The sequence below is a fragment of the Winogradskyella sp. genome (genome assembly GCF_013042245.1).
In the GTDB taxonomy this organism is placed as follows: domain Bacteria; phylum Bacteroidota; class Bacteroidia; order Flavobacteriales; family Flavobacteriaceae; genus Winogradskyella.
Window position 1 is genome coordinate 1 of sequence record NZ_JABDQL010000055.1, and the last position, 16,853, is coordinate 16,853.

The following is a 16,853-nucleotide window of genomic DNA, read 5'->3' on the forward strand; positions in this document are numbered from 1 at the left end:
TAACGTTTTTTGCTTTCTAAGAAGGTTGTTCAGTTCAACAACAGTTTCTTTAATGTTTAATACCGCCTTTTTTCCCATAGGTAAATATACGAAATATATACGGCAATACATAACTTAAATGGTATTATTAGTTCTATGCCGGAAATGAAAGCTGCTAAAGCTGAGTTTGACAAACTTCAAAAAATTTTAGGTGCAGATATCCAAGCTTCAGTAACAGAGTCTAGAAAAAAGCTTACACAATATACTAGAAGCACCTAATAAAACAATTGCTGAAAAATGATGCTAGAAAAAAAATAGCTGAATTAGAATCTAGAATACAAGAAGCCCCACATCTTCGCAAAAAACTGCTGCGCAAAAGTATTTTGACCTAACTAAACCTATACAGGAAAAAGCCTTAAAAACCATACAAAAAGTTGGACGCGAAAAAGATTTTAAATATGTTTTTGGCTCTACACCTGTTTCTGGTTTACTTATGACTGAAGGAACCGATTTAATGGAAGCTGTAAAAAAAGAAATAGGTATAAACTAAGAGTTACTTACTCTATTATCTACGTTTTTTCTTTGCCTTAAATTTTGCCTTGTTCTTACGTTGGTTAAAAGGAATTGCATCGTCAAAAGTATGTTTTGCCTTTTTTGGTTTGTTTTTTCGCCACTTATCATTTTCTGGCAATAATACGTTGAGTAAATCCTTTCGTCCCAACTTATTCAATGTTTTACGAATCCAATTTTTATTTTCCTTTTTATACCAGAAGAAAAAACGGTGTTGCTCATCTTTTTCCTTTTTAGTCTTTGGTGTTTTAGTTGGTTTTAAAGTATAAGGATGATAACCACTATAATAAATCACCGTAGCAACCGTCATTGGCGTAGGTGTAAAGCCCTGAACCTGCTCTAACTGAAAGCCCATATTTTTAGTTTCGGCAGCTAGATTTGCCATATCTTCAACTTCACAAGCTGGGTGATTAGAAATGAAATATGGAATTAATTGAAGATTGAGGTTCTTCTTAATATTTATCTTATCGAAGCGTTCTTTAAACTTATGGAAATAAGTAAATGATGGCTTTCGCATTAACTTTAAAACTGGATCGCTAGTGTGTTCTGGCGCCACTTTTAATCGGCCAGAAACGTGCTTTGTCATTACCTCTTCTGTATAATCATCTAGCTCTTTAGCATCAGCATTCTTATTAAATTCTGGCACCAACATATCATGTCTAATTCCACTTCCAATGAATGATTTTTTAACTTTTGGATGCTTATCTACCGCTTGATATAATTCTGTTAGAGGTTTATGCGATGTATCTAGATTGCTACAAATCACAGGTGAAATACAACTTGGTGCGACACACTTATCACAGATAGATTGTACCTTGCCTTTCATCTGATACATATTAGCAGATGGACCACCGATATCACTCAAATAGCCTTTAAAATCTGGCATATTAGCAACTTTATCTACTTCTCTTAAGATAGATTCTTTACTGCGGCTTGCAATAAATTTCCCTTGATGTGCAGAAATGGTACAAAAACTACAACCTCCAAAACAACCGCGATGAATATTGATGGATGTCTTAATCATCTCAAACGCTGGGATTGGTCCTCGCTTATTGTACTTAGGATGTGGTAATCTTGTGTATGGCAAATCAAAAGAAGCATCAATTTCTTTTTCCGTCATTGTAGGATAAGGCGGATTAATCATCAATGTTTTATTACCTACTTTTTGAAATATGCGTCTTGCCTTAAGTTTATTAGATTCTTGCTCGATTATTTTAAAATTCGATGCAAACTTCTTTTTATCTTTTAAACAAACTTCGTGCGATACAATTTCAACATCTTCCCAGTTTGAATTTTTAGGAATTGTCTCATTTTTATTGATTAAAACCGCTGTTTGCTCTATAGTTTTTAAACTCGAAAATGGCACCCCTTTTTGAAGCAAACGCACGACTTCTCGCAATGGCTGTTCGCCCATTCCATAAACCAACATATCTGCTTTAGAACTTTCTAGAATTGTTGGCATTAATTTATCACTCCAATAGTCGTAGTGCGTAACACGACGTAATGAAGCTTCGATTCCACCTAACAATACAGGCGTATTTGGGAATTTCTCCTTTAAAATATTTGAATATACTGTAGTTGCATAATCCGGTCTAAAACCAATATCACCATTTGGTGTATAAGCATCTTTATCACGACGTTTTTTACTTGCTGTATAATTACTTACCATCGGATCCATACAACCACCCGTAACTCCAAAAAACAAGTTTGGTGTTCCTAATTTTTCAAAATCTTGAAGATTGTCACTAACGCTTGGTTGGGGTATAATGGCGACCTTTAAGCCCATACTTTCTAGCAAACGTCCAATAACAGCAGGACCAAATGTAGGGTGATCTACAAAAGCATCTCCACTAAATAATATAACATCTAGTGTTTCCCAACCACGTATTTTCACCTCTTTTCGGGTAGTTGGCAACCAGTCCGATAATTTTAGTTCTTGCATAGCTTTGTAAAAATACGCTAATTCTAAATATTCTGGTATATTAGGACTTATAATGCTTGATGATTAAAGCATCTTCAACGTGTTAATTTCCTGTGTAGTAAGCAATTTCCAATGACCTCTTGGTATATCCTTTTTGGTTAGGTGACCAATCGCCACACAATCAATTTTTACTAAATCGTATTTAAAATGGTCAAAAACAGTACGTAAAATAGTATTGCCTGTATTCTTGATTTTTATGCCAACTTTATTTTTAGATTCACCTTCTATGTAGCTTATTTCTTCAACGGTAACAAGTTTACCATCAATCTTAAAACCTTCTTGGATTTGTCTTAAATCTTCGTATTTAAGATTCTTATCTAATTCAACTTGAAATAAACGTGCTACACCATTCTTAGAATTCGTGAATTTTTGCATGATTTTTTCATCATTGGTAAACAACAATAAACCTAATGAATTCCGTCCTAAACGACCAATTGGCTTAATCTTTGCTGATGTTGCGTTGGCTACCAAATCCATAACGGTACGCCCTTTTCCTTCAGCAGTTGTAGTTGCAAAACCCTTTGGTTTGTTTAATAAAACGTAGGCTTTAGGTTCTGGATTTATACGGCGTCCATCGAAACGTACATCATCCGTTGGCTTTACCTTATGACCCATTTCTGTGACAATTGTTCCGTTTACAGAAACTAATCCTATAGCTATATTTTCATCGGCTTCACGGCGGGAACACATCCCTGAATTGGCGATGTATTTATTCAATCTTATCTCGTCTGATTTTGAAATTTGTTTTGGAGCTGCTTTCTTTTTTGCCGCATATCTTGGTTTTGAAAATGGCTTTTTCCCTGCACCGGAGTTTTGCTTTCCGTCTCTCTTTCCTCGCCCTTTATTACCTTGCTGTTTGCTCATCGTTAAATTTTTTGCAAAGGTAATACAATAACTAACATTAACTACTTAATTTCTACAGTTGTTTGACGCTCAGTATTTACCGTTAACTTAGTAACATCTGGTCGTGAGTAATGACCAACAGCATCAAAATTTTGACGTTCTTCAAGTACACGATTAAAATCTATAGTTTGGTAAAATATACCTTCTTTGTGAAGAATTGGCTCTATAATCCATTCGCCATCTGGCCCTGCGATACAACTTCCTCCGTTAGCTAAGGTGTCTGGCGCATTTTTAATGATTTCATCATAATAAATTATGCCTTTTGGAAAATCTGATTTTGACATTAAACTCGAAACTGAAATCACATAAGAGCGTGATTCTCGTGCAATAAAGCGTGTAATATCTTTGGTGTTATGGTCGCTACCAGGCCAGACCGCAATGTGTAGATTTTCGCCTTGACCATACAATGCTGTTCTTGGTAGTGGCATCCAATTTTCCCAACAATTGAGTCCACCTACAGTAAATGCTTTTAAAGGATGTACTTTAAGGCCATTTCCATCTCCTGGAGCCCAAGTTAAACGTTCATCGTAAGTTGGTTGTAACTTTCTGTGTACAGATTTAATTTCTCCGTTTTCATTAATATAAACTAATGATGCATAAATACTATGTCCACCGCGGTCTTCTGGGCGTTCCATGATTCCTAAATAAACGGCAATTTTATTCTCTTTTGCAAGTATACAAACCGAATCTAATTCGCCTTTTTCAATACAAATAGAATTGCTTACATAATGCGCATGTAACTTTTTGTTTACATCTGTATTCCACTCGGCACCACCAGTTAAAGCTAACCAAAATGGATAACCTGGTAATAATGCTTCTCCAAAAACAATGAGTTCTGCATTTTCTTTAGCGGCTTCGAAAATAGATTTTTCTATCTTTTTGAGAGTTTCGGATTTATTAAGCCAAATTGGAGCAATTTGCGCCATGGCAATTTTTAAAGTCGTATTCATTTATAGTCGGTTTAAAACTAAGTTTATATCTATTAGTATTATCGAAAAAACACCTGTCACAATTATAAACTTCAAAATATTATGAAGCCACAAGTAATGAGTCTTTCTATTGGATTTCCATAACAGTAATCCGTAAATAATTAATAAAATTACACTGGTGTAGAAAAAATAATACATTCGCCCTATTTCGAAATAAAACACAAGTATAAAAGACGTTGCAATGGTTACTGCTACTGCTCCTGTCAATAGATATTTTGAAATTTTTTCGCCATAAACTACAGGGATTGTTCTATAATTCAGTGCAAAATCTCCCTTTATGTTTTCTAAATCTTTAGTGAGTTCTCGCATTGAAACTAGCATAAATAAAAAGAGAGCGTGCATAAATACAACAAGTTCAAAGTTTCTATAATAAATAAAAATCACAAAAAAGGGTGTTACTGTTAAAATTGCCGAAACTAAATTGCCAGTTATGGGCATTTTTTTTAGCTTGTGGGAATAATACCAAATGGCAAAAATATAGAGTGCAAAGAATATCACTGCCCTAAAAGACACGTAACTAGCAAATATTACTGCTAAGAAGTTAAGCGTAAAATAGATAGACAACTTCGTATTTTGACTTACCAAGCGGTCAAGCATACTTTTATTTGGCCTATTTATTAAATCTTTTTCAGAATCGTAAAAATTATTAATAATGTACCCTGAAGCAATAACAGCTGAAGAAGCCAAGACCAATATCAATAGATTGATATCAAAGAGTACTTCTTTAAAATGTAAGTCTGGAGCAAAAATATAAATGGATGCTAAGTACTGTGCTAATACAACAATAAGAATATTATAACCGCGAACTACAGAAAAGAGACTAAAAACCTTTAAGATGAAGTGTTTTTGAGTCCTAGAAAGCATTGATTTTAGAAATTATAAACTACTTCTAACTTTTGATCTTTAAGCGCTTCTCTAGCCTTATCAATATCCTCTGTAAATCCAAGAATATATCCACCACCACCAGAACCACAAAGTTTTAAGTAATAATCGTTAGTTTCGATACCATTTTTCCAAAGTTCGTGAAATTGCTTTGGTATCATTGGCTTAAAATTATTCAAGACTACTTTAGAAAGTTGCTTTGTATTTTTGAACAAAGATTTAATATCACCTTTTAAAAAATCATCTACACAAGCGTCAGTGTGCTTTATAAACTGCTCTTTAAGCATACTCCGAAAGCCTTCATTTTTCATCTTCTCCATGAAAATACCAACCATAGGTGCAGTTTCTCCAACAATACCACTATCTAATAAAAACACAGCACCTTTTCCTTCTGCTTTCTGAGAAGGAATACCTGTTGCTTCTATATTATTTTTAGAATTTATAAGTATCGGTAAACTTAAGTAACTATTTAAAGGGTCTAAACCTGAAGATTTCCCATGAAAAAAAGATTCCATTGTAGAGAAAATAGACTTTAATTTTAAAAGTTTCTCTCTGGTTAAATTTTCAAGAACTGTAATCTTATCACTTGCATATTTATCATAAATAGCCGCGACTAAAGCACCACTACTGCCAACACCATAACCTTGCGGTATTGATGAATCGAAATACATACCGACATCAACATCTGCTTGAAGTTTAACTGCATCAAAAGTTACTAATTCTACATCTAAATCTTTTAAATAAGAGACAAAGCGTTTTAAACTTTCGTTAGACTTGATAGCTTCTTCAGACGAGTTATCATCTAATTTAAGTGCACCGTTGTAAAAATTATAGGGAATTGATAATCCTTTAGAATCTTTAATAATTCCGTATTCTCCAAAAAGAAGAATTTTTGAATAAAATAATGGACCTTTCATAGTTTCTATTTCGCTAGTAAGTTAGCCTATTTTTTTGGCACCTTTACCAACAACATCACAAATATAGTGACCATTTTGGCAATACACAACCAACTGGGTCTTAATGAATTCATAAACTTTATCTGCCTCAGCCTTTGGAAACAAGACATGTACATTAGCACCAGCATCTAAAGTGAAGCAAATATTAGAACCTGTTTCAGCTCTAAATTGCCATATTTTATTAATAATCTCAAGCGTATTTGGCTTCATTAAAATAAAATACGGCATGCTTGTCATCATCATGGCATGGAGTGTTAGAGCTTCACTTTCAACAACTTCTATAAATCGTTTTAGATTTCCCGATATTAAAATATCTTTTAATTCAGATAGATTTTCGTGTGCCTGTGTAAAACGTTTTTTGGCAAATGGGTGACCGTACATCAGTTTATGACCAACAGTACTGCTTACTTGTTTTTCGCCTTTATCAACTAAAAGAATTGCATCTTGATAATTTTGAAAATTGGGGTGAATTTCATCTTCAAACTTTACACCAAATAAATCTGAGCTTTCTGTCGACTCATTCTCTCCCCAAACCACAAGCTCGCCTTCAATACTTCTACATGCACTGCCCGAACCCAAACGTGCTAAGAAAGATGCCTTTTGGTTGAAGTATTCATCCGAATAATCTATTCCTAAGTCTTCTTCAACGCTCATTAAACACAAAGCCAACGCACTCATTCCCGATGCAGATGACGCAATACCGGAACTATGTGGAAATGTATTTGAGGTTTTAATTTTAAAGTGGTAGTCTCTTAAAAATGGCATATAAGTTTCAATACGCTCAAAAAAGGTTTTAATCTTTGGTTTGAAAGCTTCGTTGTTTTCACCTTCAAAAATAACATCAAAGCTAAAATCGTTGCCTTCTTTTTTTTTGTATGTAACCTCAGTAATTGTTTTACAGTTTGAAAGTGTAAAACTTATCGAAGGATTTTCTGGAATTTGATTTTCCTTTTTTCCCCAATATTTTACCAAAGCTATGTTACTAGGAGATTCCCATTTTACGCTTCCGTTTTCGACGTTAGATGTATAGGATTTAAGAGTAAAATTTTGTTCTGTCATTCCTGCAAAATTATAGTACAAAAATAGGTAAATTCTATAGTTTGGCTTAGGTTTCCTCAACCATAGCCAATAATTTTAGCATAGTTTTATAATTTCTGGCTGTAGCATTGACTTTTAGCTTTCTCTCAAAAAAATTTGAATTAAACTTTGTACGTCCATAACCAATGGCACTAAAGAAATAAATGCAATCATCGGTAATATAAATTTCTTCACCTGTGTACGACAATTTAGACACTTCTTCTAAACTAGATTTATCTGGCAGATTCTCAAACATCATAAAATAACTTTTTTCCTTTTCTTTATCTTGAAAAGGACATGCATCAAAGATCATTTTTAATTCTGATTCAGTTTTTACAAGCGTCGTAACTTCAAAACCAAAATGATGAAAGATTAATTTCTCTACTGTTGTTTTAATCTTTTTTGAGTCATCAGAAGATTGCAAAACCACATTACCACTTTGAATGTATGTTTGTACATTTTTAAAACCTGATTTAGAGAAAAGTTCTCGTAATTCTGCCATTGGGACTTTTCGATGACCGCCGACATTAATCCCTCTTAAAAGTACGATGCATGTTTTCATCTTTTTTATTTTTAGTTCTAATTTCGGACTGTCGCATTGGCATACTATCGATAAGGTCGAATATTTGTTTTGAAGTTATTGGTTTTTCAGACAAAAATTTATCGCCACCATCTAAACCGTAGAGTTTAATTTCAAAATTTTCGGATTTAGTTTTAAGCTGAATCTCTTTTGGTTCTGAAATCCAATCGTAGTAAGTGCAAGTACTTTTAAAGCATTTGTAAATGACTAACTTTCGTTCTAAAAGCGCTTCTTTTTTTGTCTGAAAATCTTTGAATTGTTTTTCTACTTTGTCGGAATTTTCGGCAGTACCAGAAATAACAATCACACGACTCTTCCATTGATGCGGCACTATGTTTTGACTATAAATCATTGTTGAAAATAATAAGATGATTAAAAATCTCATGATTCTAATTTGAAATTGATTGCGAAACAATATAAGCACTTGTCCACGCATTCTGAAAATTAAAACCACCCGTTACGGCATCTACATTTATAACTTCGCCTGCAAAATATAAATTGGGAATGCGTTTACTTTCAAAAGTTTTGAAGTTTATCTCTCTTAAATCTACACCACCTGCTGTTACAAATTCTTCCTTAAATATACTTTTTCCTGTAACTTGAAATACTGCATTGGTTAATTGGTTTGCAAGTGCTTCGAGTTGTATTTTATTTAACTCTGCCCAACGGTATGTTTCTTCAATTTCTGAAGCTAAAACTAACTTTTTCCACAAACGTTTTGGTAATTCAAACTGAGTGCTGTTGTAAACTGTTTTCTTTGCTGAGTCTAGTTTTAAAAACTTTAAATTATTTAAGCAATCTTCAAAATGTTGGCGAATAAAATTGATGCTTATCTCAAAATTATAATTCAGTTTTGCTAATTCTACAGCACCAAAGGCAGAAAGTTTTAAAATCGACGGCGCGCTCATACCTACATGAGTGATTAAAAGTGGCCCGTCAGATTCTAAATTTGAACCAAGTACTTTTACTTCGACATGTTTTTCAACAACACCTGGAATATCCTTAATCCTCTCATCTTTAATATCAAACGTAAATAATGATGGCACAGGCGGTATTATTGTATGGCCTAAGTCTGACAATAGATTCCAAATTTTAGGATTACTTCCTGTTGCAATAACAACTTTTTTACAGAACAAATTCCCTTGATTGGTTTCGATTTTGAAATGATTCTCCTTTTGAGATATTTCAACAAGCTCAGTATGACAATCTTTTATTGATTTCACAGAATGGTTATAAAGTACCTCAACATCATATTTTTTTGCTTCATTTAAAAAACAATCGATAATGGTCTGTGAGGAATTAGAGACTGGAAACATACGACCGTCATCTTCAATTTTAAGTTCAATTCCTCGTTCTTCAAACCAGGCAATAGTATCACCTGTCATAAACGTGTGAAACGGTCCAAGAAGTTCTTTTTTACCTCTTGGATAATTACCTATAAGTTCTGAAGGTATAAACTCGGCATGTGTGACGTTACAACGTCCGCCACCAGAAATCTTCACTTTTTGCAAGCCTGTTTTTCCTCTTTCTAGGATAGCAATATTAAGATTGTTGTTGTTTTTAGCAATATTAATAGCTGCAAAAAATCCAGCGGCACCACCGCCAATAACTATAATATCTAAATCTGTCTTAAAATTGCTCAAAAATTTACGGTCTTAACATTATCGCTGTAAATTTAGGGTTTTAAAAACTGATACTTTAATGCGAAAACTTTTTTAAATTCTTACAATTCTAACTTATGGCTGCGACACAGGTGACCTTAAAGTTATTATGGACTTACCCATTCCCCTAACAACCGCCGTGTCAAAATATCCATCGCTTCCTGAGAAATATCTATTGGCACATACTTAAAATTGACTTTCTTGTTGACCAAATATTCTAACAGTTTAAAGGTTTTAAAACCATCTCCAGTGCCTAACTCTAGGAAATTAAAAGGTTCAGAAAACTGTAATGCTTCATATATGTGTTTGGATTGTATCGATAGAATTTCGGACTCAGATTCTGTCAGATAATATTAGGGCATATTCATGATTTCCTGAAAAATCCGACTCCCATTATCATCATAAAAATATTTTGAAGACAAGTACTTTTTTTTTAGCTGTGAGTCCAGCGAGTACATCTTTTGCAAAGGTATCTATCATTCTATTTTGCTAATCTTATTCCAGAGAATTGCCATCTGGTTTCAGCTGAAAAAAGTTTCTGTAAGTTGGTCTACTGTGATTGGATTGTCTAATTTTGTGATACTATAAGAAGGATCGCTTTGAATCAAAAAATGAACGTGGTTTTTGTCCGTTCCTATTTCTAAAAAATTAACTTCATAACGTTTTTCTATATCATCACATATTTCAACTATAACTTTGTCGACTGAATCGGTTATAACAACCCGTCGATATTTTGCACTGCTCACAAAATGATATAGTAAAACTGTAACAGTATGACTTTTATGGATATATTTACTATTCTGTGACATCGAGTCACAAAATAGTAATAATTAACGAGGCAAGCCTCGAGGTATTAAACCTGAAAGCGAATAAATGCAACCATGCTCACAACCTTGATATATATTCATAGAATATACCATACCAACATCTGGGCTTGTAACTTTATTGACAATAGTTTTAGGAAACACATTGAGATATTGCGTTTTGTTTTTGCCTGTAACTTCGCCCTCTTTCCTACAATATTCTAAAAAATCGTCAGGCATTTCGTAAGACAACTCAAAAAATCGATTGTGAATATTACGTTGCGCACCGCGACCTTTTATAATAGATATATTGCTCATACTAATTTAAAAAAATCTGTAAATGGACTTCTAAAATTAGATGTAATTTTATCTTAATACTGTTAATTACTCAAAAGGTTTTGAACAAATTTTGTAGGAAGAGTTATGTTATTTTATCTACCTGGAAAATCCGCTTTACGTTTCTCCAAAAAGGCAGTTGTGCCTTCTATAAAATCTTCGGTACCAAAACAGTTACCAAAAGCTACTATTTCGGCTTGGTAGCCATCGACGCCATCTTTGTAATTTGCATTTACTGCAGCAATTGCTTCTGCAATAGCTACTGATGAATTTCGCATAATTTTATTAGCTATTTTTTCAGCTAAAGGTAAAAGTTCTTCTTGCTCTACCACATGATTTACCAATCCATAGTTTAAAGCTTGATTGGCATCAATCATACCTGCGGTCATAACCATCTCCATAGCGCGACCTTTACCGACTAATTGCGGCAAACGTTGTGTGCCTCCATAGCCGGGAATAACACCTAAAGAGACTTCTGGTAAGCCCATTTTTGCATTGCTGCTCGCCACTCTAAAATGACAAGCCATAGCTAATTCTAAACCGCCGCCTAATGCAAAACCATTTACAGCAGCAATGGCTGGTGTACTTAAATTTTCTACAAAATCAAATAATAATTCTTGTCCTTTTGCTGCGAGTTTTCCACCTTCTTCGACATTAAAATCTGCAAATTCACTAATGTCAGCACCTGCTACAAAAGCTTTTTCGCCGCTTCCTGTAACGATAATGACTTTGGTGTCTATAGATTGGTTAGCTTCATAAAATGCGTCGTGTAGTTCTTGAATTGTGTCACGGTTTAAAGCATTTAATTTACTTGGACGGTTAATAGTAATGGTGGTGATTCCGTTTTCGGTAGTTGAGAGTATGTTATTGTAGTTCATGTATTAAATTTATAAGGATTCTAAATCAGGTTCAGAATTGCAATGTTTTTATTATTTCTTTGGAAACGCTACTGTAAAGATAGTACCTTTTCCATATTCAGATGTAAAATTAATAGTTCCGTTATAAGTTTCTACTATTTTTTTAACCATCGCTAAGCCGAGTCCCATTCCACTTGTCTTAGTTGTAAATTTTGGCTCAAAAACCTTATGTTTATTATCCTCACTTATACCCAATCCATTATCTTCGACAGTAATATTAACATTAACTTCATCGGTATATACGCGAACTTCTATTCTTGGATTTTCAGCATCTTCGGGAATAGCTTGTATTCCGTTTTTTACCAAATTAGTTACAACACGAATGAGTTGTGTTCTGTCAAAATTGGCAATAATTTCTTTTTCCTGAGGGATGAAATGAATGTAATTTTCATTAAAAATATCTAAAGCCAATTTCACCACATGTACCACGTCAAGTTCTTCTTTTTGTTGTGCAGGCATTTTTGCAAAGTTTGAAAATGCCGAAGCTATAGAACTCATGGTGTCTATCTGCTGAATCAATGTATTGCTATATTCTGATACTTTTTGTTGAATATTTTCATCCTCAGGGTCAAATTTTCTTTGAAAACTTTGCACACTTAGGCGCATTGGTGTTAGTGGATTTTTAATTTCATGCGCTACTTGTTTTGCCATTTCACGCCACGCCTGTTCACGTTCGCTTGTTGCTAATTGCACCGCAGATTCTTCAAGCTCATCAATCATACTATTGTAAGACTTTACAAGTGTTTCAATTTCTGCACCTGAAGATTCGATTTCTATTTTTTTATTTCGCTTTTCAAGTCTAATTTCATTCAGCTTATCACTGATACTTTTTAGTGATTGCGTAATGTATTTTGAAATAAAATATGCCAGTACAATGGCAGCCAATATCATAACGAGATAAGCATAACCTAGACGTACTAAAAATTCATTGAGCTCTCTATTAAAGATGTCATCATCTTCTAAATACGGTATATTTAGAATAGCAATGTTCTTAAATTTTTCATCTGTAATATAGGAATATGATGATTGAAAAACCTTTCCGTTAGTTTCATTCTTTAATACATAACGATGCTCTGCAGTATTTGATAATTGATTTAAAATTTCGGCACTTAAACACTCATTAACTGTATTTATTTGTAATGCCGCTTTTGAGGATTTAAGCAATTCTCCTTCTAAATCATATAAGTTAATCTGTAATCCATGAACATGAGCAATATTGAAAATCTCTTTTTGGAAAATATAAGGCAGTTTCTCTGGAATAACAGGGAAAGAAGTTTTGTCAATGACCAAATCTATACTTCGTCTTATCGCAGCTTCTTTACGTTCCAGTCTATCAGCATGGTATTCTCTAGCCTCTTCATTGTATTGGTGTATGGTTACAGCACCAATTAAAACTGAAGCTAACAATACCAAAAGTATCATGGCTATGAATATACGCGAACGAAGAGATAGTTTTTTTAACGCCATAAAGATTTTTAAATTCTTCTAAATATAGCAATAATCACGCCAACTAAGCATTAGGATTTTTAGCTCTTATATTTTTATAAATTTTAAATCCTAACATAATTAGAATCCCCAAAACTATGATACCAATAACTCCAAAAATCCAATTTAGACTGTTTTTTAGTACAACTAAAAATACGACTACAAAGAGAACAAAAGTGGCTCCCTCATTCCAAATACGCATAAAACTTGAAGATTTTTTTACAACATCTTTTTGAAGTTGTTTATAATAAACATGTGTTTGTATTTGGTAAATAATCAATAGCAATACAAAACCTAATTTTATTTGCATCCAAGAATCTGTTAAGTAAAACAGTCTCGGTATAATCAACAAAACACCAAATAATATTGCCAAAATACTGGATGGCCAAGTGATTATAAACCACAGGCGTTTTGCCATAAGTTTTAATTGAGCACCTAAAATCTCTTTATCTGGAGATGGTTTATGATAAGCCTCAATTTGGTAAACAAACAATCTTGGTATATAAAATAATCCTGCAAACCAAGTCACTACAAAAATGATGTGTAACGATTTGAAGTAGTAGTAGTATTCTGCTAAAAAATCTGTCATTAATCCTCAACGAATAAATAATTCAACTGTTTTGAGTTGAAAGCTACATTAAAGGCTTTTACCTCATCACTTAAAATAGTATTAAAGGCTGAAAGTTCTTTTTCTATCTTGTCTGTTAGTTCATTTTTAACCGCCATATCTTGTGCCGTTGGAGCAAAATCTCCCATACGAACTAATGAATTTAAATGGCCTAATTTATTGGTCAAACGAATTGGAAAATTTAATGGGTCTTGTCCACTTTGGTTTTTGGTTTGATACAAAGCTTTTTCTATATTCACTAGTTTTTCTTGCAACTCTTTAGCTTTACCAACCAGCTCTTTTACGTTTTTATCGTCTTTATACTGCTTAGTAAATGCACTTAACTGCTTATTGATATTTCTAATTTTCTTGATAGACTTGTGTGCTTTATCCATTGTGTTATTAACACCTTCAATAAACGCAAATTGTTGTTCCATATCTGACAATGTGCTTTCTGCTCTTGGGTCAGTTAAAATTGTGAATAATTGCGATTGCTCATCATCGTTAACTTTTAAACTAACCTTATAAGTTCCTGGTATTGCTCTTGGTCCATCTAAACTCGCCCACCACAAAATCATACCTGGCAAACGCTCTGCTCCATCATAAGTCATATTCCATACAAATTGATTTGCACCTTTTTTTACAGACAGCTTATTCTTTTTGTCTTTGTTTGAATAGGTTTTAATCGTATCTCCTTTTTTATCGAAATACGTTAACGACACTTTATCATCATCTTCTAAGTCTTTCAAATTAAAATACGTAATAACTCCATTTGGATGGTTTGTTCCGGCAGTTTTACTCCCACTTCTACTTCCGCCTCTCATCCGATAGGTGTCCTTAGGTTTGAATAAGAAGTTACCTTTCAAGTCTGCATTATATAATTGATGAATTACAGACAAATCGTCTATAATCCATAGGCTTCGCCCCTGTGTTGCCACAATTAAATTATTGTCTTTTATGGTTAAATCCGTAATAGGCACAATTGGAAGATTTAACTGAAATGGTTTCCAGTTTTTACCGTCATTGAATGATATATACATTCCAGTTTCTGTACCTGCATATAATAGGCCTTTGCGCTTTGGATCTTCTCGAAGTACTCTTGTAAAGTGTTCTTCATTAATTCCGTTGGTGATTTTTGTCCAGCTTTTGCCATAATCTGTAGTTTTGTATAAATACGGTGCAAAATCTCCTGTTTTGTATTTAGTTCCGGCAACGTAACATGTACCCTCATCAAATGCACTTGGCTCTATGCTGTTGATCATCATCCAATAAGGCATGCCTTTCGGTGTGACATTATTCCAGTTTTTACCGCCATCTTTTGATACATGTACTAAACCATCATCGCTTCCAACCCAAATTAAACCTTCTTTTAATGGTGATTCTTGAGCTGCAAAAATGGTACAGTAATACTCAACTGAGGTGTTGTCCTGTGTGATTGGACCACCTGAAGATTTTAGTTTTTCGGGGTCATTTCTTGTTAAATCTGGACTTATAATATCCCAAGATTGTCCTTCGTTTTCAGTAACATGCACGTGTTGTGAAAACGTGTACATTCTGTCGGGATTATGCTTAGAAAAAATAATTGGAAAATTCCACTGAAAACGGTATTTCATACCTTCAGCGCCATGCCCCATTGGATTATCTGGCCATACGTTTATTGCTCTAGTTGTTCCTGTTCTATGATTTTTTCGGGTTAAAAAGCCGTCGTAGCTTCCACCATAAACAATATCGTTGTCTTCTTCTGGATCTACAGCAATATGCGCCGACTCTCCACCTGCTGTACTTTCCCAGTCGTCTTCAGTGATGGCTCTTCCATCTGTTCTGTGTGGAATTCTTACTGTAGAATTGTCTTGCTGTGCTGCGTAGATTCTATACGGAAATGCGTTATCTGTAGTTACACGATAAAATTGTGATGTAGGTTGATTGTAATAGGTGCTCCATGTTTCTCCACCATCATAAGTGACTTGCGCACCGCCATCGTCTCCAATAATGATACGATTTGGGTCTTCTGGTGCAATCCATAAATCGTGATGGTCTCCATGAGGTGCCCGATAATTACCAAATGTTCTTCCGCCATCAGTACTTTTGTGATAGCTTACATTAAGTACATAAACAGTATTAATGTCTTTTGTGTCGGCATAAACACGTGTGTAATACCATGCACGTTGACGTAATTTTCGTTCGCTATTAACTTGTATCCATGTTTCGCCACCATCATCACTGCGGTATAGACCACCTTTGTCCTTATTTTCAATAATAGCCCAAACACGTTGATTGTTTAATGGTGAAACGGTTACTCCGATAATACCAAGTGTACCTTCAGGAAAACCTTTCATTTTAGAAATTTCTGTCCAAGTCTCACCACTATCAGTGCTTTTCCATAGTGCAGAACCATCACCTCCAGAATTTAAGCTGTAAGGTGTACGATTAATTCTCCATGTTGAAGCATATAAAATTCTTGGATTTGTTGGATCCATTATTAAATCTACAACACCAGCATTAGCGTTAGCAAACAAGGTTTTTTTCCATGTTTTTCCGCCGTCAATACTTTTGTAAACACCACGCTCTTCAGTTGGTTTGTATAGATTACCCATAACACCTGCAAATACGATATTGTGATTTGTTGGATGGATGGCTATACGCGGAATATGACGTGATTTTGGTAAACCTGAAGCTTTCCAAGTTTTACCAGCATCAACCGTTTTCCACATACCGTAACCTGAGGATACATTTCCTCTAACTGTCTTTTCTCCACCACCAGCGTAAATCACATTTGGGTCACTTTTAGATACCGCTATGGCACCAATACTCCCACCAAAATAACCATCAGAAATATTTTCCCATTGACGACCACCATTTGTTGTTTTCCAAATTCCACCACCTGTTGCTCCAAAATAATAGAGATTCGGTTGATTAGGCACACCTGTTACAGCGGCACTTCGTCCGCCACGAAAAGGACCAACAAGTCTATACTCTAATCCTGAGTAATGAGATTCGTCAAAATTTTGAGATTCAACATTTAAACTAAAAAACAATAGCAAAACTGCTACTAATAAAGTTGATAATCGCATGGGTAGTTATAAATTAGTTTTAGAAACCTAAAAATAAAGAATAAATATTAGAAGAT

The 16,853-nt window shown here is 34.2% G+C and carries 14 protein-coding genes and 3 pseudogenes; 1 reads left to right on the forward strand and 16 read right to left on the reverse strand.

The annotated features are described in order from the left end of the window. Window positions 1–379: 379 nt before the first annotated feature. A complete protein-coding gene (locus HKP48_RS12225; protein WP_363928595.1) occupies window positions 380–529 on the forward strand; it encodes a hypothetical protein in 150 nt (49 codons plus the stop codon). A gap of 15 nt (window positions 530–544) precedes the next feature. Here the strand turns inward: HKP48_RS12225 and HKP48_RS04295 are convergent, their stop codons facing one another. From HKP48_RS04295 to HKP48_RS04370, 16 genes and pseudogenes are all read right to left on the reverse strand, one after another. Next, the gene (locus HKP48_RS04295; protein ID WP_296343184.1) at window positions 545–2,491 is read right to left on the reverse strand and encodes a YgiQ family radical SAM protein; all 1,947 of its coding nucleotides are present in this window, start codon (window positions 2,489–2,491) and stop codon (window positions 545–547) included. A gap of 63 nt (window positions 2,492–2,554) precedes the next feature. Continuing rightward, window positions 2,555–3,394: a pseudouridine synthase gene (locus HKP48_RS04300; protein WP_296343186.1), complete on the reverse strand. Its 840-nt coding sequence runs from the start codon at window positions 3,392–3,394 to the stop codon at window positions 2,555–2,557. Between the two features lie 41 nt (window positions 3,395–3,435). After that, the gene (locus HKP48_RS04305; protein WP_296343187.1) at window positions 3,436–4,383 is read right to left on the reverse strand and encodes a carbon-nitrogen hydrolase family protein; all 948 of its coding nucleotides are present in this window, start codon (window positions 4,381–4,383) and stop codon (window positions 3,436–3,438) included. After that, complete coding sequence (locus tag HKP48_RS04310; protein ID WP_296343190.1) at window positions 4,384–5,286, reverse strand: geranylgeranylglycerol-phosphate geranylgeranyltransferase; 903 nt, start codon at window positions 5,284–5,286, stop codon at window positions 4,384–4,386. Window positions 5,287–5,291: 5 nt separating this feature from the next. Next, window positions 5,292–6,221 (reverse strand): mevalonate kinase, encoded by a 930-nt coding sequence (locus HKP48_RS04315; RefSeq protein WP_296343192.1) that lies wholly within the window; start codon window positions 6,219–6,221, stop codon window positions 5,292–5,294. A gap of 21 nt (window positions 6,222–6,242) precedes the next feature. Continuing rightward, complete coding sequence (locus HKP48_RS04320; protein ID WP_296343194.1) at window positions 6,243–7,319, reverse strand: diphosphomevalonate decarboxylase; 1,077 nt, start codon at window positions 7,317–7,319, stop codon at window positions 6,243–6,245. Window positions 7,320–7,365: 46 nt separating this feature from the next. Continuing rightward, window positions 7,366–7,899 carry a DUF1697 domain-containing protein gene (locus HKP48_RS04325; protein WP_296343197.1) on the reverse strand — a complete coding sequence of 178 codons (534 nt, stop codon included), beginning with the start codon at window positions 7,897–7,899 and terminating at the stop codon, window positions 7,366–7,368. Continuing rightward, window positions 7,865–8,302 (reverse strand): DUF4174 domain-containing protein, encoded by a 438-nt coding sequence (locus tag HKP48_RS04330; RefSeq protein ID WP_296343199.1) that lies wholly within the window; start codon window positions 8,300–8,302, stop codon window positions 7,865–7,867. Before HKP48_RS04330 ends, HKP48_RS04325 begins: the two co-directional genes overlap by 35 nt. A gap of 4 nt (window positions 8,303–8,306) precedes the next feature. Continuing rightward, on the reverse strand, window positions 8,307–9,560 hold the full coding sequence (locus HKP48_RS04335) for an NAD(P)/FAD-dependent oxidoreductase (RefSeq protein WP_296343201.1): 1,254 nt from the start codon (window positions 9,558–9,560) through the stop codon (window positions 8,307–8,309). Window positions 9,561–9,685: 125 nt separating this feature from the next. After that, window positions 9,686–10,036, reverse strand: a pseudogene (locus HKP48_RS04340) (L-histidine N(alpha)-methyltransferase). 111 nt (window positions 10,037–10,147) lie between these two features. Then, a pseudogene (gene tnpA, locus HKP48_RS04345) lies at window positions 10,148–10,387 on the reverse strand (IS200/IS605 family transposase); the annotation flags it as partial. Window positions 10,388–10,447: 60 nt separating this feature from the next. After that, window positions 10,448–10,699: pseudogene (locus tag HKP48_RS04350) on the reverse strand (radical SAM protein); the annotation flags it as partial. A 113-nt stretch (window positions 10,700–10,812) separates the two neighbouring features. After that, entirely contained in the window at window positions 10,813–11,595 is a 783-nt protein-coding gene (locus tag HKP48_RS04355) for an enoyl-CoA hydratase-related protein (protein ID WP_296343203.1), read from the reverse strand. 51 nt (window positions 11,596–11,646) lie between these two features. Next, on the reverse strand, window positions 11,647–13,101 hold the full coding sequence (locus tag HKP48_RS04360) for a HAMP domain-containing sensor histidine kinase (RefSeq protein WP_296343205.1): 1,455 nt from the start codon (window positions 13,099–13,101) through the stop codon (window positions 11,647–11,649). Window positions 13,102–13,144: 43 nt separating this feature from the next. Then, complete coding sequence (locus tag HKP48_RS04365) at window positions 13,145–13,708, reverse strand: CopD family protein (RefSeq protein WP_296343207.1); 564 nt, start codon at window positions 13,706–13,708, stop codon at window positions 13,145–13,147. Next, window positions 13,708–16,797: a glycosyl hydrolase gene (locus HKP48_RS04370; protein WP_296343210.1), complete on the reverse strand. Its 3,090-nt coding sequence runs from the start codon at window positions 16,795–16,797 to the stop codon at window positions 13,708–13,710. The genes HKP48_RS04365 and HKP48_RS04370 overlap by 1 nt, the downstream gene beginning before the upstream one ends. Window positions 16,798–16,853: the final 56 nt, after the last annotated feature.

Coding starts and splice junctions, on each gene's coding strand:
- HKP48_RS04305 (WP_296343187.1), bottom strand. CDS start 4,383: ATGAATACGACTTTAAAAATTGCCATGGCGCAAATTGCTCCAATTTGG.
- HKP48_RS04315 (WP_296343192.1), bottom strand. CDS start 6,221: ATGAAAGGTCCATTATTTTATTCAAAAATTCTTCTTTTTGGAGAATAC.
- HKP48_RS04360 (WP_296343205.1), bottom strand. CDS start 13,101: ATGGCGTTAAAAAAACTATCTCTTCGTTCGCGTATATTCATAGCCATG.
- HKP48_RS04295 (WP_296343184.1), bottom strand. CDS start 2,491: ATGCAAGAACTAAAATTATCGGACTGGTTGCCAACTACCCGAAAAGAG.
- HKP48_RS04300 (WP_296343186.1), bottom strand. CDS start 3,394: ATGAGCAAACAGCAAGGTAATAAAGGGCGAGGAAAGAGAGACGGAAAG.
- HKP48_RS04320 (WP_296343194.1), bottom strand. CDS start 7,319: ATGACAGAACAAAATTTTACTCTTAAATCCTATACATCTAACGTCGAA.
- HKP48_RS04370 (WP_296343210.1), bottom strand. CDS start 16,797: ATGCGATTATCAACTTTATTAGTAGCAGTTTTGCTATTGTTTTTTAGT.
- HKP48_RS04310 (WP_296343190.1), bottom strand. CDS start 5,286: ATGCTTTCTAGGACTCAAAAACACTTCATCTTAAAGGTTTTTAGTCTC.
- HKP48_RS04330 (WP_296343199.1), bottom strand. CDS start 8,302: ATGAGATTTTTAATCATCTTATTATTTTCAACAATGATTTATAGTCAA.
- HKP48_RS04325 (WP_296343197.1), bottom strand. CDS start 7,899: ATGAAAACATGCATCGTACTTTTAAGAGGGATTAATGTCGGCGGTCAT.
- HKP48_RS04365 (WP_296343207.1), bottom strand. CDS start 13,708: ATGACAGATTTTTTAGCAGAATACTACTACTACTTCAAATCGTTACAC.
- HKP48_RS04355 (WP_296343203.1), bottom strand. CDS start 11,595: ATGAACTACAATAACATACTCTCAACTACCGAAAACGGAATCACCACC.